The sequence below is a fragment of the Edwardsiella anguillarum ET080813 genome, assembly GCF_000264765.2.
Lineage (GTDB): Bacteria > Pseudomonadota > Gammaproteobacteria > Enterobacterales > Enterobacteriaceae > Edwardsiella > Edwardsiella anguillarum.
The window spans coordinates 2,604,021-2,630,552 of record NZ_CP006664.1; the positions used below are offsets into that span (position 1 = coordinate 2,604,021).

Sequence of the window (26,532 nt, forward strand, 5' to 3'; positions counted from 1 at the left end):
CTAAGTAATGGATATTATTGACCGTTTTATTAGTTACACCCAAATTAATACCACCACCGATCGTGAGAAAGGGGCCCAGGGCATCATGCCGTCGTCGCCGGGTCAGCGGGTGCTGGCGCAGCGCCTGGGAGAGGAGCTGCGCGCGCTCGGCCTGCAGGAGGTGCAGGTCAGGGAGAATGCCATCGTCACCGCGACGCTACCGGCTAACTGCGATCGGCCGCTGCCGACGGTGGCCTTTTTTGCTCATCTGGACACCAGCGCCGAGCAGAGCGCCGATACCCACGCCCAGGTGCTGCCTTACCGCGGCGGCGATCTGTGTCTGAACGCCGAGCGGCAGATCTTTCTGCGCCAGAGCGCGTTTCCCGAGCTGGCCGACTACGTTGGCGATGATCTGATCGTGACCGACGGCACCAGTCTACTGGGGGCGGACGACAAGGCGGCCATCGCCGCCATCATGAACGCCCTGCAGCACCTGCAGGCCAACCCGCAGATTGCCCACGGCCCGGTCAAGGTGGGCTTTGTCCCGGACGAGGAGCAGGGGCTGCGCGGCGCCAAGGCGTTCGATACCGAGGCCTTCGGCGCTGACTTTGCCTATACCCTGGACTGCTGCGGCATCGGCGAACTGGTGTGTGAAAACTGGAACGCCGGCGATGTTGAGGTGATCTTTACCGGCGCCTCGGCGCACCCGATGTCGGCCAAGGGCAAGCTGAAGAACTCGCTGCTGATGGCCCATAAGTTCATCGCCATGCTGCCGCCGGGCGAGGCGCCGGAGTACACCGAAGGGCGTGAGGGTTACTACTGGGTGAAGCAGCTGTCGGGCAACAGCGCGCGTACCGTGCTCAAGCTGGATATCCGCGACTTTACCGACGCAGGCTATCGCCAGCGGATGGCGTTTATCCGCCAGCTGGCGCAGAGCTGTGAGGCGCTGTGGGGCGAGGGGAGCGTCGTGGCCCACCTCGCTGATCGCTATGCCAACGTGGCCAACAGCCTGCAGGGCGCCGCGAGTTTCCCGGTGGAGATCGCCCTGCGCGCCTACCGGCGCTGCGGTATTACCCCGCGCCCGGTGCCGATGCGCGGCGGCTATGACGGCGCGGTGCTGTCGCAGAAGGGACTGCCCTGTCCCAACCTGTTTACCGGCGCGCATAACTTTCACTCCATCTATGAATACCTGCCGGTGAAATCCCTGCGGGCGGCCAGCGACGTGGTGGTTGCGGCGATCGTCGAGACCCACGCCCACTTCAGCGCAGAGGAGACGGCATGATCCAGGTGATTATCGCGCTGCTGGTGATCGTGGCGGTGGCCCGCCTGATCCTGCGCGGCTATAAGGCGGAGCCGGTGCTGCTGGTGGCCGGCCTGCTGCTGATGTTCTGCACCCAGCTGGCGGGCTGGGGCAGCGTGTTGCCGAAAGGGGTGGCCACGACCGGGATCGCGGCGCTCGACCCCTTTGAGGTGATGCGCGATCTGTTCAGCACCCGGGCGGCGGATCTGGGGCTGATGATCATGGCGCTGATGGGCTTTGCCCACTATATGGATCACATCGGCGCCAACGAGGCGGTGGTGCGGGTGGTGACCCGCCCGCTGCGTCGCCTGCAGTCGCCCTATACCCTGCTGTTCTTCTCTTACCTGCTGGCCAGCCTGCTGCAGCTGGCCATTCCGTCGGCTACCGGCCTGGCGGTATTGCTGATGGGCACCATGTTCCCCATCATGCTGGGGCTCGGGCTGTCCGCCGCGTCGGCGGCGGGGGTGATCGCGACGTCGCTCGGGGTGGCCTATACCCCGACGGCGATCGACGCCATCCGCGGCGCCAAGGCCGTTGAGATGGATGTGGTGGAGTATGTGCTGTACCACCAGGGGCCCGCGGCGCTGGCGACGGTGCTGGTGGTCGGCATCTGCCATGTCTTCTGGCAGCGCCACTGCGATCGGCGCGCCGGCACGCTGCCGCAGGCGGCGGTACGGCAGCAGGAGGATGCGCCCGCCCGCTCCCCCGCCTTTTATGCGCTGCTGCCGATGCTGCCGATTCTGATGGCGGTCGGCTCCTCCAAGCTGTTTGTCAGCGGCATCAACCTGAATATCGTCACCATCGTGATGATCGCCATGGCGATCTGCATGCTGATCGAACTGCTGCGCCTGCGCGACTTCAAGTCGGTGTGCGACGGGTTTAGCCACTTTCTGAAAGGGATGGGGCAGGCGTTTGCCGGCGTGGTTGGCCTGCTGGTGGCCGCCGGGGTCTTTGCGCACGGCATCAAGGTGATCGGCGCCATCGATCAGGTGATCCTGCTGGCCGAACACGTCGGGCTGCCCCCCTTCGCCATGGCCATTGTCTTTGCGCTGGTGACCTTCGCTGCCGCGATTATCATGGGATCGGGCAATGCGCCTTTCCTGGCCTTCGTGGAGCTGATCCCGCAGATCGCCAGCAGCATGGGCGCCAACGCGGTGGCGATGATCCTGCCGATGCAGCAGGCCTCCCATATGGGGCGCGCGCTGTCGCCGGTCTCCGGGGTGGTGATCGCCGTCTCCAGCGGCGCCAAACTCTCGCCCTTTGAGGTGGTGCGGCGTACCTCGGTACCGCTGATCGCGGGCTTTCTCTTCCATACGGCGCTGATCGGCCTGTTCTACTGAGTATTGGCGTGACGCGCCAAGGGTGAGAGCGCATCGGTGCGATGGGGCCGCAGAGTGAAGACGGCGGCCTCTTTTTTTGCCTGCCGTAAAGCGGACTACACTGAGATCATCCGAGGGAGAGAAGGAGAGCGTCGATGAAAGCGTGGCCAGCGCTGTGCGCCGTCCCCCTGGCGCTGTTGCTGGCGGCCTGTCGCTCGCCGGCCCCGCCGCGCGGCGTCGAGCCGCTGCGGGGGTTTGACGTCGCGCGTTATCTGGGCATCTGGTATGAGGTTGCCCGTCTGGACAACCGCTTTGAGCGCGGGCTAACGCAGGTGAGCGCCCACTATGCCTTACGCGAGGATGGCGGCATCAGCGTGCTCAACCGCGGCTACGATGCGCAGCGGCGGCGCTGGCGTCAGCGTCAGGGCAAGGCCTACTTTATCACCGGGCCGACGACGGCGGCGCTGAAGGTCTCCTTCTTTGGGCCGTTCTACGGCGGCTACAACGTGATCGCGCTGGACGATGACTACCGCTATGCGCTGGTCTGTGGGTCAAACCGCCGCTACCTGTGGATCCTGTCGCGAACGCCGACGCTTCCGCCCGCGGTCAGGCAGGCGTATATCCGCCGGGCGGGCGCGCTCGGGTTTGCGGTAGAGCAACTGCGGTGGGCCGATGGGTAGACAAAAAAATCCGCGCGCCCGAGGGCGTGCGGATGAAGTGTGGTTCGCCGCGTCGTCAGTCGCGCGGCGTTCGTCTGCGCGGGATCAGGCTTTTTCCGGGATCGCCTTCAGCAGGGCGGTCAGCAGTTGCCAGTAGCGGCCAACGCTCGGGATGTTGACCTGCTCGTCCGGCGAGTGCGGCCCGGTGATGGTCGGCCCAATGGAGACCATATCCATCAGCGGATAGGGTTTCTTGAACAGACCGCACTCCAGACCGGCGTGGATCACCATGATGTTTGGCAGGGTACCGAACAGCTTGTGGTAGGTGTCGCGCACCAGGTGCATCACCGGGGAGCTGGCGTCCGGCTCCCAGCCCGGGTAGCTGCCCTTGGCCTCTACGCGGGCGCCGGCCAGCGCGCCCAGCGAGGTCAGCTGGCTCACCACGGCGTCTTTACCGCTTTCGTTCAGGGAGCGGATCAGGCAGATAACCTGCGCCTCGCTCTCCGCCGTGGTGACCACGCCCAGGTTAAGGGAGGTTTCCACTACGCCCTTGACCTCGTCGCTCATGCGGATCACCCCGTTCGGCGTGCTGTTCAGCAGCGCGATAAAGCGGGATTGGCTGGCGGCGTCCAGCGGCAGCAGCGCGCTTTGCGCCGCGTCGACCGTGACGCGCGGGCTCTTCTCAACGGCGCTCAGGTCGTGTGCGACGATCGACTGGAAGTGCTGCGCCAGCGCCTGCAGACGATCGAGGTTTGCCGCCGGCAGCGCCAGGGTGGCGAAGGCTTCGCGCGGGATGGCGTTACGCAGGGTGCCGCCGTTGATGTCCAGCACCCGGGCGCCCAGCTCGTCGGCGTGACCGGCCAGGAAGCGGCCCAGCAGCTTGTTGGCATTGCCCAGCCCCAGATGGATGTCGCCGCCGGAGTGACCGCCCTTCAGCCCTTTGATGCTGAGACGAACCACGCTCAGGCCGGCCGGCATCGCTTCACGCTGCAGCGTCAGGCTGGTGATCACGTCGATGCCGCCGGCGCAGCCCATGTAGACCTCGCCTTCCTCTTCGGAGTCGGTGTTGATCAGGACTTCACCCTGCAGCCAGTTGGGCTGCAGGCCGAAGGCGCCGTCCATGCCGACCTCTTCGGTCATGGTCAGCAGCACTTCCAGCGGGCCGTGAACCACGCTGTCATCGGCCAGCACCGCCAGCGCAGAGGCCATGCCGATGCCGTTATCGGCGCCCAGGGTGGTGCCGCGCGCTTTAACCCAGTCGCCGTCGATATAGGCCTGAATGGGATCGCGGGTAAAATCGTGGTCGGTGTCGTTATTCTTCTGCGGAACCATGTCCAGGTGTGCCTGCAGCACCACCGGAATGCGTTGTTCCATGCCGCGGCTGGCCGGTTTACGCAGCAGGATGTTGCCTACCGCGTCGCGCTCGGCGTGGATCCCTTTCTGGCTGGCCCAGGCCATGATGTGGGCGGCCAGCGCTTCTTCGTGGTAGGAGGGATGCGGAATGGCGCAGATATCGGCAAAGATCTGCCACAGCGGCTGTGGCGACAGTTGAGACACTTCAGACACGTTAAGTCTCCTGATATACGGTTGTGCTGTGAGGGTGCATGCCCGAGTGGGTGTCATGCGATCAAACGCGGGCGTAATGGGTTGCGCACCGCCGCTGGCCGCAGACAATATGCGCGGCACAGCCAGATTTTCAGAGAATACCACCATATTGACCCGGTGGGGCAGGCTTTGACATCAATTTGCCCCTGGGAGGCCGGCTTTGGCATCTATTGGGCAGGGCGCCGGGGCGAAAGTGGCGATGGCGGGGGGCGAATAGACGCACTGCGGCACAATTAGCGCGAGCGCGGCGGCGCTTTGACATCACGGGGCTGGTTTTTATCGTGGCAGGTCACTATAATCTCGCGCAACCTTTTTTCCCCCCGACTAATTTATAAGCCATTTAACAGTTTGTTATCATTGGCTGGGATATGTTTTATGAGCGAAAAATACGTTGTGACCTGGGACGTGCTGCAGATGCATGCGCGTAAACTGGCTGCCCGCCTGCTGCCCGCCGAACGCTGGACCGGGATCATCGCGGTAAGCCGCGGCGGCCTGGTGCCCGCGGCTCTGCTGGCGCGTGAGCTGGGTATCCGCCACGTGGATACCGTCTGCATCTCCAGCTATGACCATGATAACCAGCGTGAGCTCAAGGTGCTGAAGTGCGCCGAGGGCGACGGTGAAGGGTTTATCGTGGTAGACGATCTGGTCGATACCGGCGGCACCGCCAAGGCCATTCGCGACATGTATCCCAAGGCGCACTTCGTGACCCTTTTCGCTAAGCCGGCCGGCCGTCCGCTGGTGGACGACTACGTGGTCGATATCCCGCAGAATACCTGGATCGAGCAGCCGTGGGATATGGGCGTCAGCTTCGTCGAGCCCCTGAGCAGCCGTTAATTCGTCCGCGCTTTTCCCTGCGGCGCCCGGCTTTATGCCGGGCGCCGTTGTTTTTGGCGCGCGTCCTGCGTTGCCAATTTCTCTTCGGCTCGGCATGATAAACGGTGCTGCCGTACCGCCTATAATGACAGGGCTGCCCGGCAGTTTCCGTTAGCAACCTGTCTATGGAGGCCATCGTTCCGCTATGAGCGAATCAAACCAACCCCGCGCCAACCTGTCGGAAACGCTGTTCAAACCGCGTTTTAAACACCGCGAAACGTCCACGCTGGTCAATCGCGTCGCCGGCGCGGCGCTCCCCGGCATCAACAGCGCGCTGGATGGCCGTTCGCAGGCGAACTGGTATCGCATTATTAACCGGGTGATGTGGGCCTGGCGCGGCGCCGATCCGCTGGAGGTCGAAATGGTGCTGGCGCGCATTGCCGCCAGCGACGCCGAGCGCAGCGATGAGCGACTGCTGGACACCGTGGTGGGCTACCGCAGCGGCAACTGGATCTATGAGTGGTCTCACCAGGCGATGGCGTGGCAGCAGCGCGCCCAGCAGGAGCCGCAGGCGTCGCGCGCCGGAGAGATGTGGCTGCAGGCGGCCAATCTGTACAGCATTGCCGCCTACCCGCACCTGAAAGGGGACGATCTGGCCGAGCAGGCCGAGGCGCTGGCCAACCGGGCCTACGGCGAGGCCGCCCGCCTGCTGAGATATGAGCTGCGAGAGCTGACCTTCAGCGTGCCCGGCGGCAAGGCGATTACCGGGTTTCTGCACCTGCCGGACGGCGGCGAGGCGGGGCCCTATCCCACCGTGCTGCTGTGCGGCGGCCTCGATATGCTGCAGAGCGACTGCCACCGCCTGTTTCGCGACTATCTGGCGCCGGCCGGAATGGCCATGCTGACCATCGATATGCCGTCGGTAGGCCTCTCATCCCACTATACCCTGTCGCAGGACTCCAGCCGCCTGCACCAGGCGGTGCTGCAGCAGATGGCCGATCTGCCCTGGGTCGACAGCACGCGGATCTCGGCGCTGGGCTTCCGCTTTGGCGCCAACGTGGCGGTACGCCTGGCCTACCTGGAGCCGCGCCGCCTGCGCGCCGTCGCCTGCCTGGGACCGGTGGTGCACCATCTGCTGTGCGACGGCAACCTTCATCAGCGGGTGCCGCCGATGTATATCGACGTGCTGGCCAGCCGCTTGGGCATGGCGTCGGTGTCCGATGCCGCACTGCTGACGGAGCTGCGCTGCTATTCGCTGAAGACCCAGGGGCTGCTGGGGCGCCGCTGCCCCACGCCGATGCTGGCGGCCTATTGGGAGCGCGATCCGTTCTGCCCGCGCCAGGAGGCGCAGCTGATCGCCAACTCCTCCGCGCAGGGGGAGCTGCTGGCGGTCTCCTCATCGCCGCTGTACCAGGGGTTCGATCGTGCGCTACGTCAGATTTGTGAATGGTTCAAGAAGCACTCATATTAATTTAATTGCTTAATTTGGCGGTTTTGTTAAAAGAGGGTAACCGTAATAAGGAGATTGCTTAATGACATTACCCCAAGGCTACCCCAAAGGACGATTGATCAAAAAATTCATGGCGCTGGGACCTTACCTGCGCGCCGATCAGTGCGCTGACAACCGTTTTTTCTTTGACTGTCTGGCCGTATGCGTCAACGTCAAGCCGGACCCGGAGAAGCGTGAGTTCTGGGGCTGGTGGTTGGATCTGCAGGCCGAGGGCGAGCGTTTTCACTACCGCTATGCGCTAGGGCTATACGATAAGGCCGGACGCTGGCAGACGCTGGAGATCGCCGATCGGCAGGTGAGCGAGCGCTTACTGCAGACCCTGACCACCTTCCACGGCAATCTGCAGAGCCTGCTGGATACCCTTTCGATGTCGCTGCACCCCGCCGACGACGACTCCCTGCGGCTGAGCCGCGCCGAACGCTGATTTGGATCATACGCAACGCCTTTTCGTCGGCTTTGCGTATGCTTTTACCCCCCGCCTGTTGGCATAATGGGCTACGCCTGATAAAAATGCAGGCGGGGCGAGGCGGCGCCGCGGGCGCCGCCGTCTCCACGTTAGCGTGCCGGGAACCACGGTTCCTCTCTTTATTCTGTGAAAACACAACGGTTATAGAACATGACGAGTGGCAGTCAGACCCTGGTGGTAAAACTGGGCACCAGCGTGTTGACCGGCGGCTCCCGCCGCCTCAACCGCGCCCATATCGTAGAATTGGTCCGGCAGTGTGCCCAGCAGCACGCCGCGGGACACCGTATTGTGATCGTGACCTCCGGGGCGATCGCCGCCGGGCGCGAGCACCTGGGCTACCCGGATCTGCCGGCGACCATCGCCTCTAAGCAGCTGCTGGCGGCGGTGGGGCAGAGCAGCCTGATCCAACTGTGGCAGCAGCTGTTCGCCATCTACGGCATCCATATTGGTCAGGTGCTGCTGACCCGCGCCGATATGGAGGATCGCGAACGCTTCCTCAACGCCCGCGATACCCTGCACGCCCTGATGGACAACCGTATCATTCCGGTGATCAACGAAAACGACGCGGTCGCCACGGCGGAGATCAAGGTGGGTGACAACGACAATCTGTCGGCGCTGGCGGCGATCCTGGCCGGGGCCAACAAACTGCTGCTGCTGACCGATCAGGCCGGGCTGTTTACCGCCGATCCGCGCCATAACCCGGCGGCAGAGCTGATCCGTGAAGTGACCGGTATCGACGATGCGCTGCGCGGCATCGCCGGCGACAGCGTCTCCGGGCTGGGCACCGGCGGTATGACCACCAAGCTGCAGGCCGCCGACGTGGCCTGCCGCGCCGGGATTGAGGTGGTTATCGCCGCGGGCAGCCGTCCCGGCGTGATCGGCGAGGTGATCGACGGAATCTCCGTCGGCACCCGCTTTCACCCCCTGCAGACGCCGCTGGAAAACCGCAAGCGCTGGATCTTTGGCGCCCCGCCGGCCGGTGAAATCGTGGTGGACGACGGCGCGCTGGAGGCGATCGTCACCCGCGGCAGCTCGCTGTTGCCCAAGGGGATCCGCGAAGTGAGCGGTGACTTTTCCCGCGGTGAGGTGGTGCGCATCCGCACGCTGGACGGGCGCGATCTGGCGCACGGCGTCTCCCGCTACAACAGCGATGCGCTGCGCATGATTGCCGGCCACCATTCGCTGCAAATCAGTGCGATCCTCGGCTATGAATATGGCCCGGTAGCCGTACATCGTGACGATATGATCGTCAGCTAAGGAGCCATCATGCTGGAAGAGATGGGTAAGGCCGCCAAACGGGCCTCATATCAGCTGGCGCTGCTGAGCAGCGCCCAGAAAAACCGGGCGCTGGCGCTGATCGCCGATTGCCTGCAGCAGGATAGCGCGGCCATTTTACAGGCCAACGCGGAGGACGTCGCCCAGGCGCGCGCGGACGGCCTGAGCGAGGCGATGCTGGATCGTCTGCTGCTGACCGAATCCCGCCTGGCGGCGATCGCCGCCGACGTCCGCCAGGTATGCAGTCTGCACGATCCGGTCGGTGAGATCATTGATGGCCGCCAGCTGGACAGCGGCCTGAGGCTGCAGCGCCGCCGCGTCCCCCTGGGGGTGATCGGGGTTATCTATGAGGCGCGCCCCAACGTCACGGTGGATGTCGCCTCGCTGTGCCTGAAGACCGGTAACGCAGTGATCCTGCGCGGCGGCAAAGAGACCTGGCGCACCAACCGAGCGACGGTGGCGGCGATCCGCCGAGCGCTGGAGCTGGCCTGCCTGCCGCAGGACGCGGTGCAGGTGATCGAGAGCCCGGATCGGGCGCTGGTCAGCGAACTGCTACGCCTGGATCGCTATGTCGACATGCTGATCCCGCGCGGCGGCGCCGGGCTGCACCGGCTGTGCCGCGAGCAGGCGACGATCCCGGTGATCACCGGCGGCATCGGCGTCTGTCATATCTATGTCGATCGCGGCATGGAGATCGACGCGGCGCTGACGATCATCACCAACGCCAAGACCCAGCGCCCCAGCACCTGCAATACGGTAGAGACGCTGTTGATCAACGCCGCCATCGCTCCCGCCTTTATGCCAGCGCTCAGCGCGCAGATGAAGCGCGCCGGCGTGACTCTGCACGCCTGTCCGCGCGCGCTGCCGCTGCTGCAGGACGGCCCGGCGACGACGGTTGCGCTGGATCCGCAAGCGCTGGACGATGAGTGGCTATCGCTGGATCTCAGCGTGGTGCTGGTGGACGATCTCGATGATGCCATCGACCATATCCGCCTCCACGGCACCCAGCACTCGGACGCCATCCTGACGCGTGACATGCGCGCGGCCGAACGCTTTGTGAATAGCGTGGATTCGGCGGCGGTGTACGTCAACGCCAGCACCCGTTTCACCGACGGCGGCCAGTTTGGCCTGGGGGCGGAGGTCGCGGTGAGCACCCAGAAGCTGCATGCGCGCGGCCCGATGGGGCTGGAGGCGCTGACCACCTACAAATGGATCGGCTACGGCGACGATCTGGTGCGCGCCTGATCGCGTTGCAACGGCTCCCTCTATTGGTGAGCCGTTGCATTAACTTCAGCCTATCAATGTGGGCTCGATCAATCGGCCACTTTCACTAACAGCTTGCCGAAGTTGTTGCCCGAGAGTAGCCCCTGTAACGCGGTTACGGCCTGTTCTAGCCCCTCGATAACATCCTCCCGATACTGGATCTGGCCTTGAGCTAGCCACAGGCTCATCTGTTGATAGAAGGCCGCATAATGCTGACCGAAGTCTTGGCCGATGATAAACCCGCGGACTAACAGCCGTTTTCTCAAGATGGTACCCATCAGCATCGGTAAGCGATCGTCGAGATTATCGCTCGTCACACTATTGTATTGGCTGATCAGGCCACAGAGCGGCACGCGAGCCAGGGTGTTGAGTAACGGAAGCACCGCATCGAAGACGGCACCGCCGACATTCTCATAGTAAACGTCGATCCCGTTCGGACAGGCCGCACGCAGCTGGGCGGGGAAGTCGGGCGCGCGGTGATCGATGCAGGCCGCCAGACCGAGGGTATCGCACACGTAGCGACACTTCTCCGCGCCCCCGGCGATCCCGACGGCTCGGGCTCCGCGTAGATGAGCCACTTGGCCAACGACCGAGCCGACTGCGCCGCTCGCGGCGGAAACCACCACCGTCTCACCGGGCTGTGGATCGCCGATGGCGGTCAGCCCCATATAGCCGGTGAATCCCGGCATTCCCAGCACGCCGAGTAACCTGGTGGGGTGCGCCATCCCCGCAGGGACCTTCTGCAAGCCGTCGCCATCGGAGAGGGCATAATCTTGCCAGCCGCTTTGCGCCAGCACCCACTCCCCAGCCTCATAGTCGGGGTGGTGTGAGCACTCGACCCGACATAGGGTGTGGCCGACCATCACGTCACCCAACTGCATGGCGGGAGTATAGGAGGGGCCATCGTTCATCCGTCCCCGGATATACGGGTCGATAGAGAGGTAGAGGGTACGCAGCAATAGCTGCCCCTGGCCGGGGTGCGGGATGGCAGCCTGCTGTAACTGGATGTCCTGCTCCGTCGGCATTCCACAGGGTCGCTGGCGTAGCACGAGACGCCGATTCGTCGTTCCTGTCTGTGTCATCATTTGCTCCTTTGTTGCCGTGTTGTAGGGGCTAACAGGGACAGCCTAGAGCAAAATCGAGTAGGGCAAAGTGACGGCGTTGACGCTATCCCGGCCCATAGCATAAACGGTGCATTGTCGAGTAAATAACCATTTGTTTTGCCAGCTCTTGACGCTCCTTTGGTTTTTCACTATGGTATCTCCCGCACTTCGGGCAACACGCCCAACTCCCTCAGTGCCGATATAGCTCAGTTGGTAGAGCAGCGCATTCGTAATGCGAAGGTCAGGAGTTCGATTCCCCTTATCGGCACCATATAAAACAAATGGTTAGCTTAGATGATAAGCTAACCATTTGTGCTTTTTGGCTTGGGGTACCACATGGGGTACCACATTTAGCAAACGGTAGGCACATTACTGTATCCACTTACCTGGCCACCGGCAGGTCCTCCCAGCGTGTGGTGTAACAGGGGCTCAGGTGCTCTTGTCGCATCATCCACTCAGGCGACCCCGTACCTTGGCTGGCAAAGCCTACTCGCCCCAATCCCTTGGCTTTGATCTGGTCCATCACTGCCATCAGCGCATCCGATTGAGCGGAAGACGGGGCAAACAGATCGGCCTGTTGTTGCCCCTTGGGGGTGAACTCACTCAGCATGACGCCCCCCTTCTGATAGCGGTAACCATTGCGCCAAATCTGCGGTAGCAGCACGTTCACTTGCTGCAGCAACAACCGGGTGTCATCGCTAGGGCAAACTAGCCGAACGCCAGCCTGCTCACTGTAGTAAGGCCTTCGCTCATCAAAGGGGCTGGTCCGCACGAACAGGTGCACCCGCTGGCAACACATCCCCTCGGCCCGCAGCTTCTCGGCTGCGCGAGCCATAAGCCTGACAACGCTTGGGCCATTTCTCCACGGTCAGTCACGCGCTCACCAAAGGAACGGCTCGAGAGGATCTGCTGCTTCGCCGCCGGTTCAACGGTCAGCTCTGTGCAAGGCAGGCCACGCAGCTCCTGTACGATCCGCTCGACCACCACGCAGTATTGGGCGCGTAACCCTTTGGCGTCGCTAGCCACCAGGTCAGCAACGGTGTTGATGCCTTGTGCCACCAACTTGGCTCCCAAGCGCCGTCCTATGCCCCACACCTCGTCCACCGGGGTGATAGCCATCAGCCGGGCACGGCGCAGCTCGTTACGCAAGTCCACGACGCCGCCCGTGGCAGGCCACTTCTTGGCTGCATAGTTGGCCAGCTTGGCGAGGGTCTTGGTGGGGCCAATCCCGACCCCTACCGTGAGGCCGGTCCACTGCCACACTCGCTGTCGGATCTGTTGTCCATAGGCTGTCAGGTCCCCGGCAAACGACTCCGACAGTGACAGGAATGCTTCATCGATGGAGTAGACCTCCAGCTCGGGGGCCATGGTCTCCAACGTGCTCATCACCCTGCCAGACATGTCTCCATAGAGTGCGTAGTTGGAGCTGAATGCCACCCCGCCATGCGCCTCGAACTGCTCGCGGATCTTGAAGTAGGGCCCGGCCATCTTGATACCCAGCGCCTTGGCTTCGGGGCTGCGCGACACCACGCATCCATCGTTGTTGGAGAGCACCACGATCGGGCGGCCACGCAGCTCAGGGCGAAACAGCCGCTCACAGCTGGCGTAGAAGTTGTTTACATCAACGAGCGCTATGGCCATCACGCTGCCTCAGATTGCCAATCACATGGGTGACCACCCCGAACAGCTCTAGGGAGAGGCTCATGCTAGGGTCGATAGGTGCGAACGCCGGATTGGCTGGCAACAGCCGCAACCTCGGCTTGAGCTGCAAGGTCTTTACCGTGAAGCCGCCATCGAGTAGTGCAATCACCACATCTCCATGGCGCGGGGTCAGGCTCTTATCGACCACCAACAAGTCACCGGGAAAGATGCCGACCCCGGTCATGCTCTCCCCCTCGGCACGCAGATAGAAGGTTGCTGCAGGGTGCGACACGCAGTGGGCGTTGAGGTCCAACTTTCCTTCCAGATAGTCGCTGGCTGGACTGGGAAAGCCGCAAGAGGCACGGTGCAAGAACAGCGGGATGGTCACCTCGACGGGTGATGGGTCTGGGGTTAACAACTTCATAGCAACAACACCTGTTTTTATATACAGGCATTATAGCGTGCCACCTTTGAGCCAGCGCAAGTCCCGCATGCCACTGATGGCGTACCATGGCGCCAACAAATGACAAAGAGGTCAGTATTGGTCACAGTCTGTGTGCCCTACCGAAAGAGCAGCAAGAACGGGTCGAGGTCATGCGGTATGGAAGGAGCGCAACGGTCACTTGGCCAGCGCAGAAAGCGAACCAACATCAAGGTGAACTGGATCGCGACTTTTCGAGCAAGTAATCAAATATAAATGAAGTTAATTCTATCTAACTGAAAATGTGATATCAGTGTATGCGGTGAAAACTTGTGCATGGTGTGGAGCCATTTTTGGCGAGATGTTTTACGATTCCCTGGCACAGTTAACCATCCAGATACATGCCTGAAAAACGGACTTTGTAATATGAGCACACACTTTGTAGATTGGAAAAATTCCTTTCCAAAATTAGCCTTCTAGCAAGTATCGATTTGGCCGAAAAATGCTTCCCACGTACATCCACAACATCCCAATGACAAAAGCAGTATTGGTGCGATACTTCGAGTCGATAGCTTTGCCTATTGTAGGGCTAGAGACAGATTTTCTCTTTCAAGCACTTGAAGCGAAACTATGCAGACCGTCCCATGCCTCCGGATTTTTTGTTCAACTTAACCAAATACCTTGAGACTGGTGGTGTCGATAGTAAAGCGGTGGTGGGACATTTGGTACAAGGATAGTGTCGACAACATGTGTGCCTCCGATGGCAGGCATCGTCTACCGCAGTGACTCATTGGGGTTAGTCTGGTGTGAGGTCAGAGTACGGGATCTGTATTCTTGGAATGAAAATTATGTTTTTGCTAAATGGTGTGGTGATCTTGATTGATGTGATGCAAGGCATAGTTGTGCGATGGCCAAGTTGGTAAACTGCAATCTGAATAGATGTTAGTTTGGTAGCCATGAGTCAGAGCAGTTTAAAAAATCGCCATCATACTCGACGTTCAACTTATTATAGTTGGAGGCGTAACCCGACTTTTATTAAGGTCCAATACATGTTCAAAAAATATCATGTGTTAAGGGGGATATAGGTATGTATCATACCTATAACGCTGTTTATAATATATATTTTTGTTGCTCTTATCAAAATAATGGATTTACTGATGGCCGTCAGAAAGTACTTGAATTACTTTATTAGCGATCTTGTTAAATTAGCGAGCGATAATCAGTCAGATACAGAGATACTCCACGCTATCCTTGAGGAGCTTTCTTTTCGGAAAAAGTCTCTGGCGCGAAGAGAGTTGACCGACGAGATCCATGGATATCTGCAATCTACAGTTGCGCCAAGGCAGACCGTTAGCTTCCGCCAATCATCGCTTGCTGAGAAATTGCCGAAGTTAGAAGTAAATCAAGCCGAGAAAGATATTCTGACCGGCAAGTTCAATACGAGTGAAATCCCAAACAGATACCGTCGAGCAGTTCTAAATACCACGCATATGCATAATTTTCGCAAAGAAAATCTACTAAGAATGTATCTGGACGGCACATGTGGAATCGATGCATCAGCGATTCGCAAAGTAATAGAGTTCTTTCTTCATGGTGATATTGTCGTGCAATCCTCTCAGACAGCAGAGAAAAAAATGACGACAGCATTCATCAATACTCATAAACTTAATGATGTAGCATTCAGTGATGATGTTTCAAATATTGGCGTCGGCAAGATAAATAAAATAGAGAATGAAATAGTTGCAAATAAATCTGATTTCTATCAGGCTGCTCTTGATAAGTGTGTTATTTTAAGTGCCCCACCAGGATGTGGAAAAACATATAGTATCGTAGAGCGACTGGCAAATCATGTCATGTGTTTGAAAGAGCCTTACGATGCGAAAAAAATATTGGTTTTAAGCTTTACTAGAAACGCAGTCAAAGAGCTTAGGCTACGCCTAGAAAAACGGAACCAGAGCGATCTAATTGGGAGCCTAGATCTTGTTCGAGTCATGACGTTTGATGCCTTAGCTTACAGTATTTTACAGGCCATTGACTCAGATCTACCTAGTGACGATTTTGACGCTAATATCCGTATGGCAAAGTCGATAATTATGCAGGAAAAGATTGCTAACGTTGAAGTGCTAAAAACTGTTAAATGGATTTATGTCGATGAGTATCAGGATCTGGTCGGATGTCGTGCGGATTTTACTATTGAACTAATGAAGTTAGCTTTAACACGGGACGGTGCAGTTTCTCTTTTGGGCGATCCTTGTCAGCAAATTATGAATTTCCAGCTAAAGCACCGCAACGAGACCACCAACGATGCCTTTCTACACCAATTTAAGTGTCTCGCTGCCAAGCAACTTCTGCAATACAGACTTAATGAAAGCTATCGATTTATTACCACTGAACAAAAAGAAAGGGTAAAGCAAATAACAAGCCAGCTTGTGTCTGAGCATATAACAGAGATCAATAGCCATGACTATGCGCAGATGGTTACGCTAGACGAAATTAATGAAGGGGATGCGGTCCTATGTATGCGTAATATCGACTGCTATTTAATTTCACAACAACTCACTCAACGGGGATTTTCAGTCAGGCTCCAAGCTGGATGTGATAAATCAGAACTACCAATATGGCTTTATCGAGTGTTCGCAGGCTGGCGTCAGGAAATAATGTCAGTAGAACTTTTTCTGCAGAAATGTCAGACTATTTTAGGCCATAATGGCGAAGAGGAGCTGGATTATCTTTGTCGGGCCGGAGTTGTGATGAATAACAATGTTCTCGTTAACAGATTAGTTCAGAATGCAGAAAAATATAGTGCCATAAGCCCAATTGTTGCATCGAATCAAATTATAGTTTCTACCGTGCACAAAGCTAAAGGTTTGCAATTCCCTAGGGTATTCTTCTACAGCAATAACACTCATTTTAGTCGTAATGGCGATTCGATGAACACGTTCTATGTTGCTGTGACGCGTGCTGAACAATACTTCTTTATATTAAATGACAGCGCAATTAAAGCTGTACGTTGTACTCGTGGTGGAATGTATATTGTTGGTCAAAGCCTGTTGCTGGAAGGAATAAACGATATCGATTTTAAATCGTTTATTCCTGAACCTGAAACATTTAGCTCTGGGTATATTGACTCGATGCTCAGAGGGGAGGTTCGATATTTTGTCAGCTATCATGAAAATAAGACATGGTTGTTTGCCGAAATGAATAATAAAACGACTATACGTCTGTATCGGATGCCAAGGCTTGAAAGAAATTATTGGATCCAGAACCAGAATCGATATTATTTAAATTTTTCGCTGGTTGAAATGTCGACATTTGTATATTCTGGCGATTCAGAGTTGATTGAAAAGATTGTCGGGCCGACCTACTTATTGCCGTTGCCTGTATTTAAGGGACTATGGGAGATATAGAATGAAAAATATTCATCAACAAGCACGAGAAAAATTCCTGTCTGAAGTAAAACGGCAAATGATTGGCCCTTTTAACGAGTCAGAATGTATCACAGTAGCACCGTGGGATCTGTATCATACTGGGATGATCTGGCCTGCAGGAAGTAAAATTCAATTTGAAGAATGTGAGGAAGAGAAGCAGGAAGGTGAGGATGATGTCGAAGGATTTATGGATCTTGTTAATGCTTCTAGTCAGAGTGCGATTGGTTTTACTTTCTTTGTCAGTGACTCTACTTTCTCATTATTATTAGCACTAGAATATGCAATCTATACAGAAAGTATCAACAATAAAGAGATTAGTTGGTGCAGAATACCATTTTCTCATGAGCTGACTATTAATGTCGATGCGTTAAGCAACGGATCACATAGCATTATTTTAAACGATGATAATGTCGTTGTAAGAGCCCGAGCGAAAAAGGTTAAAGATCGAATCGCATTAACCGTTACGTTGATCAATCAAAAACCGATAACTCCTTGCTATGGAGAAGGGGTTTTATATCAGGCGGAGATGAGTATTGTTGCAGAGGAATTATTACCAGCTCCGGTTCTAGACCATATCGTCAATAATGACCCTGAATTCTGGCAGCACGAATTACTCTATCGAAATTCTGCCAATTTTGCCACTGGTCACGGTTGTGCTGTTCACTGGGCTGGGGAGCACCCTAAGCGTATCACCTCATGCTGGTTACCAGTGCATGAAGTGCTTAAAGCTTCGCCTGAAATAGAAGATTTAAGTAATACGCCTCTACTCAATATGAAATTTATTATTGAGTCCGATGATTCGATGTTGCTTGAACATCTGGCGCTGATCCCTGAAAAATACCGCGCTTGGATCCGTGAACAGACCATTCGGGTAGAGTCAATTGTGAATGCGTTTTCGGGAGAGAGGCGCGAAAAAATTCATGCCGTGGCGTTGCAAAATTTGCACGAGTGCCAAAAACAAAGTGACAGAATGGTGGAAGGCATTAGTTGTTTATACAACTCGGCTGCGCTAATGCGCGCCTTCCGCCTTGCGAACCAGACAATCCGGAAGAGCATTGAACTTAGCACGTTGAGAAAACAAGGCGTGATGAATTTCGAACCTCGATGGCGCCCCTTTCAGTTGGCATTTTTGTTGCTGTCGCTACCTTCGTCTATTGATCGTAACCATCCCGATCGCGAAGTTATGGAATTGATTTGGTTCCCAACCGGAGGGGGAAAAACAGAAGCCTATCTTGGGCTTACGGCTGTTTTAATGTTTCACCGCTATCTGACGGCGAAATCGCCCCAAGAGGCAGCCGGTACAGTTGTAATGACACGATACACACTGCGTTTATTAACCATACAACAGTTTGAAAGGGCCGCTCTCATGATTTGCGCTGCCAACATTATAAGGGGGGAACAAGCCGATCTCCGGTCGTTTAAACCATTTGATATTGGCCTATTTGTCGGTGGTGGTGCAACACCAAATACGCTGGAAATTGCCGGTAAGCTTCTTCAGGAGCAGACCGACGCTCCAGAAACTACCTTGCCGGTGCAAAGTTGCCCCGTGTGCGGTGCAACGTTGTCGACCAGTCATCAGACGATTCGTGATGGGGCTTTGTTGACTTGGTGCAGCGACGTCTCCTGTATTCATGGTTCGCCAGATATGCCTTTGCCGCTGATTTTTGTTGATGAGCAACTTTATGCTTCACCACCTACTTTTTTGATTGGCACGGTCGATAAATTTGCCAATATGCCTTTTACGCCAGATATGGCACGTCTGTTTGGTCGGGGGACTACCACCGCGCCGTTACAACTTATTATCCAAGACGAATTACATCTGATTAGCGATGCGCTTGGCACGGTGACTGCTTTATTCGAAACGGCCATCGATGAAATAGCCAGTGTAGATGGAAAACGGGTCAAAATTATTGGTTCGACAGCAACAATCCGACGAGCAGAAGTACAGGTCAGAAAGTTGTTCAATCGTGAAGTCATGCAGTTTCCGACCCCATGTCTTGATGCGGATAACTCCTTTTTCTACCAGAGTGATAAGCAGAATCCTGGACGGTTGTATGTTGGACTGCATGCACAAGGTCGTTCACCAAAACATACTCTTGCTAGACTTACTGGCAACTGTCTGCAGGCAGCGCAGTATGTAGAAAAAAATGCCCGTGACTATTTCTATACGTTGGTAATGTACTTCAATAGCCTCAGGGAGTTAGGGGGCTCACTGCTATTATTACAGGACGATATTCCCCGTTACCTTGAGGTAATAAAAAAAGATGAGAATATCGATCGGCGTATTATTACAAGATTTACAGAGTTAACCAGCAAGCTGAGTTCAGCTGAAATACCTCAGATTCTTGATGACTTAAATGAATGCTGGCCTGCTAGTGCTACTAGTCAAAAAGAACCGATAGATGCAGTGCTTGCTACAAATATGATTTCGGTCGGGGTAGATGTTTCACGCCTAGGGGTGATGATCGTAAATGGTCAGCCTAAAAATACCTCTGAGTATATTCAGGCATCCAGTCGCGTCGGACGCGATACTGGTAAAGCAGGAATCGTATTTACCTTGTATAACTGGACTCGTCCCCGTGACCGTTCCCACTATGAGAAGTTTCAGGTCTTCCACAGTGCATTCTATCGTCATGTTGAGTCATCAAGTGTTACGCCGTTTGCCTCGCGAGCGCGAGATCGGGCACTACACTCCATTCTTATCGCTATGGTGAGATTAACAATTCCTGAATTTGCAGATAATAAAAGTGCAATTAGAATACATGAACCTGCGTTGAGGCAACGAGTCAGAGCATTGATAGGTGTTATTTGCGCGCGCGTTAAAACAACAGAAGCAGAAGAGGCAGACGATACGCGCCAAAATCTGGAAGATATTTTATATGACTGGATGGAAAAAGCTCGTATGACAAGCAAACTCAGCTGGGTTGGCCACCAAACCGACAGTAATGCGCTTTTGAAAAATAAAGTGAATGGGGAGGACCCTTGGGAAATGCAACGCTCAGTACGAGATGTAGAAGCGCAGGTGAAGGTCAGCATGATGGTGCAGGAGTAGACAATGGGCGGATTTCGTAATAAACGTGCACCGGCAAAACGGAAATTGCCGACAGGGACAATCAACCTTAGCCAAAGTGTGACAACATTTGGCGTTGGCGCGCTGATTGAGGTGCGTTCACAGCAGGGGCGACGTACCAGAACTGCATCTGCAATCATTAGCGGTCTAGATATGTGGCGAGAGGAGAAACTCGACACTATAGCTGAACCTGATCTATGTCGCTTATTAGGTGTCACTGAGCTGAAGGCTCCGCCAACAGATATATCTGGCATTTCACTGCCTGCGCGCCGTTTTCCGCGCTGGCTAGAGTGCAATCAGTGTCACCGTTTAGGCATTGTGGGGGAACAGTTCGATGAGCGGCCCGATGGGATACCTGCGTGTTCAAGTAACGACTGCCAAGGATGGGGGGCGCCAACCCGTTTGCTGAGTGTCTGCTACAGCCACGAAGAAGGGCATCATTGTTCCGACTATCATATCGATGATTTCCCGTGGGTGTACTGGGCACATAAAAACACCAAGTCAGGTGTCTGTGAAGCACCTAGATTGCGGATTAGAACGGTAGGAGATAAAACTGGTCTCGATGGTCTGAGTGTTATCTGTACCTGCGGGGCCAGCAATTCTCTCAAGGGGGTGCTAGGTGCCAAGGCACTAGGTAATATACCTTGCAGAGGTAATCAGCCTTGGCTTGGTATGAGCAATGGTTGCATACGAAACTTGCGTGCGTTACTGCGAGGTGCTTCTAACGTCTATTTCCCAGTCACTGCATCGACTATCTCTATTCCGCCAAACTCAAGCCGGCTGATGCAACTGCTGAATAGCACACGCTTTTCAGCGTTTGTGACCTTATACCGCACGGGCCAACAAACAGCAGCGGTAACAGCTGGACTTCTTAGCACTCTCCCAGAGTTTTCCGCGTTTTCATCTCAAAAAATAGAAAATGCGCTCGCATCATTTAATCAGGTTGGCAGCTCGCGTTCAGAACAAGAGCGTAAAAGAGAAGAGCGCGATGCGTTACTTGCTGACTATCCCGGTCCTGAAAATGAAGAGAACGAGCCACACGATGATTTTGAGGTCGAAATTGTGGGTGGCGATGCATTAGATGCGGTTTGTGACGGAGTTTTCAGCTTTATAAATACCGTCTCTCTTGTGCATCGTTTGCGTGAAGTGATTGCTTTCAGAGGGTTTACTCGTCTTGAGAGCAGTATCACGATAAACCGCTTCACACAGCGCTGCGCACCAATCGCAAGGGAAAGAAAATCTTGGTTACCAGCGATAGAGAACCGGGGAGAGGGGATTTATATTGAGCTTAACAACGCTTCCCTGAGGAAGTGGGAAGAACATCCCGATGTCATGCGGCGAATTGGCGTGTTGATGCAAAATTATCATCGCTCATCGCTTGATGGTTCACAGGACGGTGGTTATCAACCTGACGCTAGACTGGTGCTGATACACACGCTCTCGCATCTATTGATCCGCCAGTTATCACTTGAATGCGGCTATGCAAGCGCTTCGCTAAAAGAGCGAATTTATTGTTCCCCAGAATATTGTGGTGTGCTGATCTCAACTTCATCTGCTGCTTCGGATGGTACTTTGGGAGGGTTAGTCCGTCAGGGTAAACCTTCTAACTTTGCCTCCACACTAATCAATGCTTTGCAGTCCGCAGCATGGTGCTCATCGGACCCTCTGTGTATCGACAGTGAGGGCCAAGGCACCGAGGCTCTTAACCTTGCAGCATGCCATGCATGCGCGCTCATCTCTGAAACGTCCTGTGAGCTACGAAATGTTTTTCTCGACAGGGCACTTGTAATTGGCACGTTGGAAAAACCAGAGATAGGCTTTTTATCTACACTATTAGTTTAGACTTGAAAAAACCACGCAATCGCGTGGTTTTTTCTGTTAACATTAAATAGATGTGGGTTTTAGGGATGAAGCGAAAAAGTGCTAATATAAATCATTGGCACTTTTGCCTATCCAACTTTTGTGCGAGTTTTAATAAACGCGTCAGCTTTTCTAAGATCTTGTATCTATATCTCTCAGCTTGGATTACTCAATTATTAATGCTCGCCATAATGTTGTTTGGAACTGGCGTATAGGATGCGTGTAGCATCGAATGTTGGCAGAACATTTCCCTTTGCCAAAAACCAGAGTTTTTGAGAGTGACTTCTTACTTTCAATCTAGGGAAGGTGCGAACAAGTTCCTGATATGAGATCATCATATTCATCCGGAGCGCATCCCAGAGGGACATCATGAGCCATCAACTCACCTTCGCCGATAGTGAATTCAGCACTAAGCGCCGTCAGACCCGAAAAGAGATTTTCCTCTCCCGCATGGAGCAGATTCTGCCATGGCAGAATATGACCGCTGTCATCGAGCCGTTTTATCCCAAGGCGGGCAATGGCCGACGGCCCTATCCGCTGGAGACCATGCTGCGTATTCACTGCATGCAGCATTGGTACAACCTGAGCGACGGTGCCATGGAAGATGCCCTGTACGAAATCGCCTCCATGCGCCTGTTTGCCCGATTATCCCTGGATAGCGCCCTGCCGGATCGCACCACCATCATGAATTTCCGCCACCTGCTCGAGCAGCATCAACTGGCCCGTCAATTGTTCAAGACCATCAATCGCTGGCTGGCCGAAGCAGGCGTCATGATGACCCAAGGCACTTTGGTGGATGCCACCATCATTGAGGCACCCAGCTCTACCAAGAACAAAGAGCAGCAACGCGATCCGGAGATGCATCAGACCAAGAAAGGCAATCAGTGGCACTTTGGCATGAAGGCCCACATTGGTGTCGATGCCAAGAGTGGCCTGACCCACAGCCTAGTCACCACCGCGGCCAACGAGCATGACCTCAATCAGCTGGGTAATCTGCTTCATGGAGAGGAGCAATTTGTCTCAGCCGATGCCGGCTACCAAGGAGCGCCACAGCGCGAGGAGCTGGCCGAGGTGGATGTGGACTGGCTGATCGCCGAGCGTCCCGGCAAGGTAAAAACCTTGAAGCAGCATCCGCGCAAGAACAAAACGGCCATCAACATCGAATACATGAAAGCCAGCATCCGTGCCAAGGTAGAGCACCCGTTTCGCATCATCAAGCGGCAGTTCGGCTTCGTGAAAGCCAGATACAAGGGGCTGCTGAAAAACGATAACCAACTGGCGATGTTATTCACCCTGGCCAACCTGTTTCGGGTGGACCAAATGATACGTCAGTGGGAGAGATCTCACTAAAAACTGGGGATAACGCCTTAAATGGCGAAGAAACGGTCTAAATAGGCTGATTCAAGGCATTTACGGGAGAAAAAATCGGCTCAAACATGAAGAAATGAAATGACTGAGTCAGCCGAGAAGAATTTCCCCGCTTATTCGCACCTTCCATAGGTGTCGATACCATAAATATTCATTTAAAAAATACTAGGCTAGTACTTTACTAACACGAGATCTGGCCTCCTAGGCAGAGTGGAGGCATGTAGTCTGAATTGAAATTCCCTCTAATTCAATAAACTGCGGAGTATCTGACCTAGCTTTGTATATTTTATTTGCATTCCTGACATCAGGCGAGAGCGTGCCTTTGTACCAGTCATTTTCATTTGGTTTTTTAGTGATGTGTTTTTCATGTAACCATATGATAGATTGCTGTTATCCTCGTTTATGGATACAATTGCATCTCCATCTGTATCATCATAATGGAATAACTGACAATGTCACTAATTACACCTATGGGGCCACTTGATAGACTTGAACTAGAGTCGGATGAGTGTTTGCAAAGTTTACTGCGCCATGACAAGCACCAAATGCTGGAAGGGCTGATAGTTGAAGGATATTTCAGACAGTTTGTTGAAATTTTACACGACATTGGAATCATCACTCTCCCTATAGCATTGGTTAAATCATCGTATAAGGATTCCGTATGTGGCTGGAAAAAACCAGCATGGTGGTTGTGGATATATGATGAAAATTTTCAAGATAAAATCTCTCTGAAAGAGAGGCTTTATTCCAAAAAACATGTCCTTATTGAATGCACCTATGATCGGAAAAATTTTGATTTCATCCTAGATAGCTGGAATTCTCAAGAAGTCAAAGAGCCTGTTCAGCAATACATGATGAAGAAGCGTAACATACCTAGGTTGCAATATCATGCTCCAGCTGAAAGAGTGAGTAATGATAAGAGGTACATGCAAGCTTTCTGGGGAGGACTTAAGGGTATTTATAACGAAAGGCTATTCAATGATGTCGTTCTACATCGTCTTTTCAAAAACTGTGTGATAAGTCCCTTTTTCACTGCACTATGGGATGTCGATAACATCGTATCATTTTCTGATGGAAGGTTGATGCAGTTTGAAGTAAAACATAAATATCCGTTTTATAGAAATAATCGTTTATATTTTGGTTTGAATTTTGGTCAGTTGAATGTGATGAAGGATTTAGCCAATATGGGAATTAATACACTCCATATGGTTATGGTGAAACCAAAGTGGAATGATGAATTGAGTCCTGGTTATTTATTGCAAGACCCATCATTGCGAAACAAGGTACTTCTTATTGCGTATCGTATTGACTCGAAACAATTGGATGAACTTGGAAATCGTAATTGTGAGACTAGTGACTACAAGACATCATTTGATGGGAATAAGAAGTTAAAGTATATTGATGTACCTGTTGAAAAATTTCATGTTATTGGAACACTTGATACATCTATTGCTACGCTAGCTCAGAATATAGTCCTTGCAGCTAATGGTTCGCTTTCTAATCCTGTAACGGCAAAAATGCTAGAAGATTCAAGAGTTAATGAAAAAATTGAGGCCTGAACCGCCTCGTATTATCGAGATTGAAAAATCCTTTATTGTTGCAGCAAAAAAGGATTTTTCTACTATGAATGCAAAAACGTTACTTCTGAACTATAGATGAGCCACCTTGATCTGAAAATGATAAATTATCAGAGTACAAGGTGGTCAGAACAATTCAATAAGTATCAAACGTCAACAAGATTAAAAATCTTCACATCATCATACAGCGAATAGACAGCCTTGCGGATATCGTTAACTCGCCACTGTGAACGCCGCTTGTTCTTTGACACATCATCGGGCACATATTTTGGTGCAGGATCTAGGAAAATGACACCATCATTGATCGCTTTGAGAAGATGCTCTGCTGATGTCCGCTGACATAAGATTACCTTGGGCTCAAAGATAACCTTGAATTCATATCCAAGTTCTCTCTCAGCTTGATCTTCATTCGCCGTCTTACTTGCCGAGAGGTACACCACATCATTGTGTTTTACCCCCCAAGTATTCATCAGACGAGTCAAACTCCAGCCTGCTGCAACCTTTCCTGTATCATCTTCAAGAACGACCTCAACGGCATTCAGTTTGGATGTCAATGAAGTAGAGCTGTCATATGGAAATGCTACTTTATCTCCATTGTCATCACGTACCCAGTCAGACTTTTTATCGTCTGGGTTGGCTGGGCGATACTCACGAATTTTTAGTGTCAGACCGGTCTTTTTATTGCGCTCATTGGCACGATGAACACCTGTCAGCCGGTATTCGCTCTTCCCCGCCGGCTGATAGCCATACATCATCATGAACTTTGCAAAATCATCTGTGTAAGGACCGAAATCCGGCTCTGGTGTGAAGAGCGTCACTTTTTCTTGAGTATGGGTTTTCAGCTCGATCCCGTTAATATCACCATCTTTGTCCGAGTTAGGGACGATGCCCAAGGCATGTTCCAGTGTATACCCACACACTTGGGTACCAGTGAACGGGAGAGTGTTCCCATATGCATCTAGTCGACATCCCTTCCGTGGTGTTTTTACTACACCGTATAATTGCTTGAGTAGAGTACTTCTGTGGTCATGCTCGATTGTTATCTGTTTGCAAATGCGTGACCCTTCCATCCCCGGCAGGGCTGCCACATCTGCAGCAAAACTATCGGTATAGTTGAGAAGCACAAGTGCAATACATGCCCCACCTGGCAGACTGCCAAGAACAAGAATGCGTTTACATTCCGGATTATCCTTCATGAAACTAACTGACAACGATTGGGGCATGTCGTTTTCTACACTGATGAACCCTGACAGGCGCGCCTCGGGATATTGCGTGTAGATAATAACTTTGACGTTTTTGGCCTTAACCAAAGTTCCATCACGCTTGCACCATGAGAAGTCGTTGAATACCCCTTCCGGGATCAGGCTACCCGGAGTAGACGAGTCCTTGGTGCTGCTGAAACTGGGTCCGCGTTCGGCCAGCGTAATGTCAAAAAGGTTGTACAGCACGCTGAAGTCACTAGCGAAATAAATCTGATTTTTGTCATTTGCGTTTTTCGGCAGTGGTTTAAGGATAGCTTTTTGGATGCCGAGGCTTTTCAACATAAGAGTCAAATCGTTCACTGATGTGAAGAAGTGTTCGAATGCTGATGGAAAGTGAGTTTTGGCAGTCATGTCCGAGCTCCTACGTTGGAAAAGTAGGAGTATCGTAGAATGGAAAACCTTGGTGCATCAACAAAAAGATTCTAGAAAAAAATCAACCAATTGATTTTGTTGGTTTTATTTTTTTATTGCTTGGTTTTATCTGGGGTTGCCCCTAGTTTTACTGAACCACCAAGGCCCCAAAAGGGTTCATCCAATCAATTTGGTTTTTTCGGGGGATTTGACCATACTGGTCGGCTTGGCCAACCCATAGCACGGCAGTGCGCATCCATAT

General features: G+C 53.8%; 17 protein-coding genes, 1 tRNA gene and 1 pseudogene. 14 read left to right on the forward strand and 5 right to left on the reverse strand.

Translation table 11 applies throughout. From position 1 onward, the window contains the following. The first annotated feature begins 7 nt into the window (after nucleotides 1-7). From pepT to blc, 3 genes are all read left to right on the forward strand, one after another. On the forward strand, nucleotides 8-1,261 hold the full coding sequence (gene pepT / locus ETEE_RS11670; RefSeq protein WP_034163259.1) for a peptidase T: 1,254 nt from the start codon (nucleotides 8-10) through the stop codon (nucleotides 1,259-1,261). Beyond that, a complete protein-coding gene (gene dcuC, locus ETEE_RS11675; protein ID WP_034163260.1) occupies nucleotides 1,258-2,619 on the forward strand; it encodes a C4-dicarboxylate transporter DcuC in 1,362 nt (453 codons plus the stop codon). The genes pepT and dcuC overlap by 4 nt, the downstream gene beginning before the upstream one ends. 134 nt (nucleotides 2,620-2,753) lie before the next feature. Then, entirely contained in the window at nucleotides 2,754-3,278 is a 525-nt protein-coding gene (blc, locus tag ETEE_RS11680; protein ID WP_034163261.1) for an outer membrane lipoprotein Blc, read from the forward strand. Between the two features lie 84 nt (nucleotides 3,279-3,362). Here the strand turns inward: blc and pepD are convergent, their stop codons facing one another. After that, complete coding sequence (gene pepD, locus ETEE_RS11685; RefSeq protein WP_034163262.1) at nucleotides 3,363-4,823, reverse strand: beta-Ala-His dipeptidase; 1,461 nt, start codon at nucleotides 4,821-4,823, stop codon at nucleotides 3,363-3,365. Nucleotides 4,824-5,237: 414 nt separating this feature from the next. Here pepD and gpt point away from each other — a divergent pair, with 414 nt between their 5' ends. From gpt to proA, 5 genes are all read left to right on the forward strand, one after another. Next, nucleotides 5,238-5,696, forward strand: a complete 459-nt coding sequence (gpt, locus tag ETEE_RS11690; protein WP_012847660.1) for a xanthine phosphoribosyltransferase — start codon at nucleotides 5,238-5,240, stop codon at nucleotides 5,694-5,696. A 184-nt stretch (nucleotides 5,697-5,880) separates the two neighbouring features. After that, complete coding sequence (frsA, locus tag ETEE_RS11695) at nucleotides 5,881-7,146, forward strand: esterase FrsA (RefSeq protein WP_034163263.1); 1,266 nt, start codon at nucleotides 5,881-5,883, stop codon at nucleotides 7,144-7,146. 61 nt (nucleotides 7,147-7,207) lie between these two features. After that, complete coding sequence (gene crl / locus ETEE_RS11700; RefSeq protein ID WP_034163264.1) at nucleotides 7,208-7,609, forward strand: sigma factor-binding protein Crl; 402 nt, start codon at nucleotides 7,208-7,210, stop codon at nucleotides 7,607-7,609. Between the two features lie 192 nt (nucleotides 7,610-7,801). Continuing rightward, nucleotides 7,802-8,908, forward strand: coding sequence for a glutamate 5-kinase (gene proB / locus ETEE_RS11705; protein ID WP_015870316.1), 1,107 nt, complete (start codon nucleotides 7,802-7,804; stop codon nucleotides 8,906-8,908). A 9-nt stretch (nucleotides 8,909-8,917) separates the two neighbouring features. Beyond that, entirely contained in the window at nucleotides 8,918-10,171 is a 1,254-nt protein-coding gene (gene proA / locus ETEE_RS11710) for a glutamate-5-semialdehyde dehydrogenase (RefSeq protein ID WP_034163265.1), read from the forward strand. A gap of 68 nt (nucleotides 10,172-10,239) precedes the next feature. Here the strand turns inward: proA and ETEE_RS11715 are convergent, their stop codons facing one another. Then, on the reverse strand, nucleotides 10,240-11,271 hold the full coding sequence (locus tag ETEE_RS11715) for an NADP-dependent oxidoreductase (RefSeq protein ID WP_034163266.1): 1,032 nt from the start codon (nucleotides 11,269-11,271) through the stop codon (nucleotides 10,240-10,242). Between the two features lie 216 nt (nucleotides 11,272-11,487). On the opposite strand from ETEE_RS11715, the gene ETEE_RS11720 reads away from it, so the two are divergent. Then, nucleotides 11,488-11,563, forward strand: a tRNA-Thr gene (locus ETEE_RS11720). 111 nt (nucleotides 11,564-11,674) lie between these two features. Here the strand turns inward: ETEE_RS11720 and umuC are convergent. Together umuC and umuD are read right to left on the reverse strand one after the other, a co-directional pair. Next, nucleotides 11,675-12,933: pseudogene (gene umuC, locus ETEE_RS11725) on the reverse strand (translesion error-prone DNA polymerase V subunit UmuC). Next, nucleotides 12,914-13,357, reverse strand: a complete 444-nt coding sequence (gene umuD / locus ETEE_RS11730; RefSeq protein ID WP_034163267.1) for a translesion error-prone DNA polymerase V autoproteolytic subunit — start codon at nucleotides 13,355-13,357, stop codon at nucleotides 12,914-12,916. The pseudogene umuC and the gene umuD overlap by 20 nt, the downstream one beginning before the upstream one ends. A 1,154-nt stretch (nucleotides 13,358-14,511) precedes the next feature. Here umuD and ETEE_RS11735 point away from each other — a divergent pair. The 5 genes from ETEE_RS11735 to ETEE_RS11750 all read left to right on the forward strand — a co-directional run bounded on the left by ETEE_RS11735 (nucleotide 14,512) and on the right by ETEE_RS11750 (nucleotide 24,639). After that, nucleotides 14,512-16,761, forward strand: coding sequence for an ATP-dependent helicase (locus ETEE_RS11735; protein WP_034163268.1), 2,250 nt, complete (start codon nucleotides 14,512-14,514; stop codon nucleotides 16,759-16,761). 1 nt (nucleotide 16,762) lies between these two features. After that, a complete protein-coding gene (locus ETEE_RS11740; protein WP_034163269.1) occupies nucleotides 16,763-19,834 on the forward strand; it encodes a helicase-related protein in 3,072 nt (1,023 codons plus the stop codon). Nucleotides 19,835-19,837: 3 nt separating this feature from the next. Further along, nucleotides 19,838-21,694: a DUF1998 domain-containing protein gene (gene drmB / locus ETEE_RS21260; RefSeq protein WP_144242806.1), complete on the forward strand. Its 1,857-nt coding sequence runs from the start codon at nucleotides 19,838-19,840 to the stop codon at nucleotides 21,692-21,694. A 387-nt stretch (nucleotides 21,695-22,081) separates the two neighbouring features. Further along, nucleotides 22,082-23,062, forward strand: a complete 981-nt coding sequence (locus ETEE_RS11745; RefSeq protein ID WP_000019440.1) for an IS5-like element ISKpn26 family transposase — start codon at nucleotides 22,082-22,084, stop codon at nucleotides 23,060-23,062. Between the two features lie 470 nt (nucleotides 23,063-23,532). After that, entirely contained in the window at nucleotides 23,533-24,639 is a 1,107-nt protein-coding gene (locus ETEE_RS11750) for a hypothetical protein (RefSeq protein WP_144242807.1), read from the forward strand. A gap of 164 nt (nucleotides 24,640-24,803) precedes the next feature. On the opposite strand, the gene ETEE_RS11755 is transcribed toward ETEE_RS11750, so the two are convergent. Then, nucleotides 24,804-26,270: an MvaI/BcnI family restriction endonuclease gene (locus ETEE_RS11755; protein WP_034165714.1), complete on the reverse strand. Its 1,467-nt coding sequence runs from the start codon at nucleotides 26,268-26,270 to the stop codon at nucleotides 24,804-24,806. Between the last annotated feature and the right edge of the window lie 262 nt (nucleotides 26,271-26,532).

Excerpts from the sequence above, each read along its gene's own strand:
- pepT (WP_034163259.1), top strand. The coding sequence starts at position 8 with ATGGATATTATTGACCGTTTTATTAGTTACACCCAAATTAATACCACC.
- dcuC (WP_034163260.1), top strand. The coding sequence starts at position 1,258 with ATGATCCAGGTGATTATCGCGCTGCTGGTGATCGTGGCGGTGGCCCGC.
- blc (WP_034163261.1), top strand. The coding sequence starts at position 2,754 with ATGAAAGCGTGGCCAGCGCTGTGCGCCGTCCCCCTGGCGCTGTTGCTG.
- gpt (WP_012847660.1), top strand. The coding sequence starts at position 5,238 with ATGAGCGAAAAATACGTTGTGACCTGGGACGTGCTGCAGATGCATGCG.
- frsA (WP_034163263.1), top strand. The coding sequence starts at position 5,881 with ATGAGCGAATCAAACCAACCCCGCGCCAACCTGTCGGAAACGCTGTTC.
- crl (WP_034163264.1), top strand. The coding sequence starts at position 7,208 with ATGACATTACCCCAAGGCTACCCCAAAGGACGATTGATCAAAAAATTC.
- proB (WP_015870316.1), top strand. The coding sequence starts at position 7,802 with ATGACGAGTGGCAGTCAGACCCTGGTGGTAAAACTGGGCACCAGCGTG.
- proA (WP_034163265.1), top strand. The coding sequence starts at position 8,918 with ATGCTGGAAGAGATGGGTAAGGCCGCCAAACGGGCCTCATATCAGCTG.
- ETEE_RS11715 (WP_034163266.1), bottom strand. The coding sequence starts at position 11,271 with ATGACACAGACAGGAACGACGAATCGGCGTCTCGTGCTACGCCAGCGA.
- umuD (WP_034163267.1), bottom strand. The coding sequence starts at position 13,357 with ATGAAGTTGTTAACCCCAGACCCATCACCCGTCGAGGTGACCATCCCG.
- ETEE_RS11735 (WP_034163268.1), top strand. The coding sequence starts at position 14,512 with ATGGCCGTCAGAAAGTACTTGAATTACTTTATTAGCGATCTTGTTAAA.
- ETEE_RS11740 (WP_034163269.1), top strand. The coding sequence starts at position 16,763 with ATGAAAAATATTCATCAACAAGCACGAGAAAAATTCCTGTCTGAAGTA.
- drmB (WP_144242806.1), top strand. The coding sequence starts at position 19,838 with ATGGGCGGATTTCGTAATAAACGTGCACCGGCAAAACGGAAATTGCCG.
- ETEE_RS11745 (WP_000019440.1), top strand. The coding sequence starts at position 22,082 with ATGAGCCATCAACTCACCTTCGCCGATAGTGAATTCAGCACTAAGCGC.
- ETEE_RS11750 (WP_144242807.1), top strand. The coding sequence starts at position 23,533 with ATGTCACTAATTACACCTATGGGGCCACTTGATAGACTTGAACTAGAG.
- ETEE_RS11755 (WP_034165714.1), bottom strand. The coding sequence starts at position 26,270 with ATGACTGCCAAAACTCACTTTCCATCAGCATTCGAACACTTCTTCACA.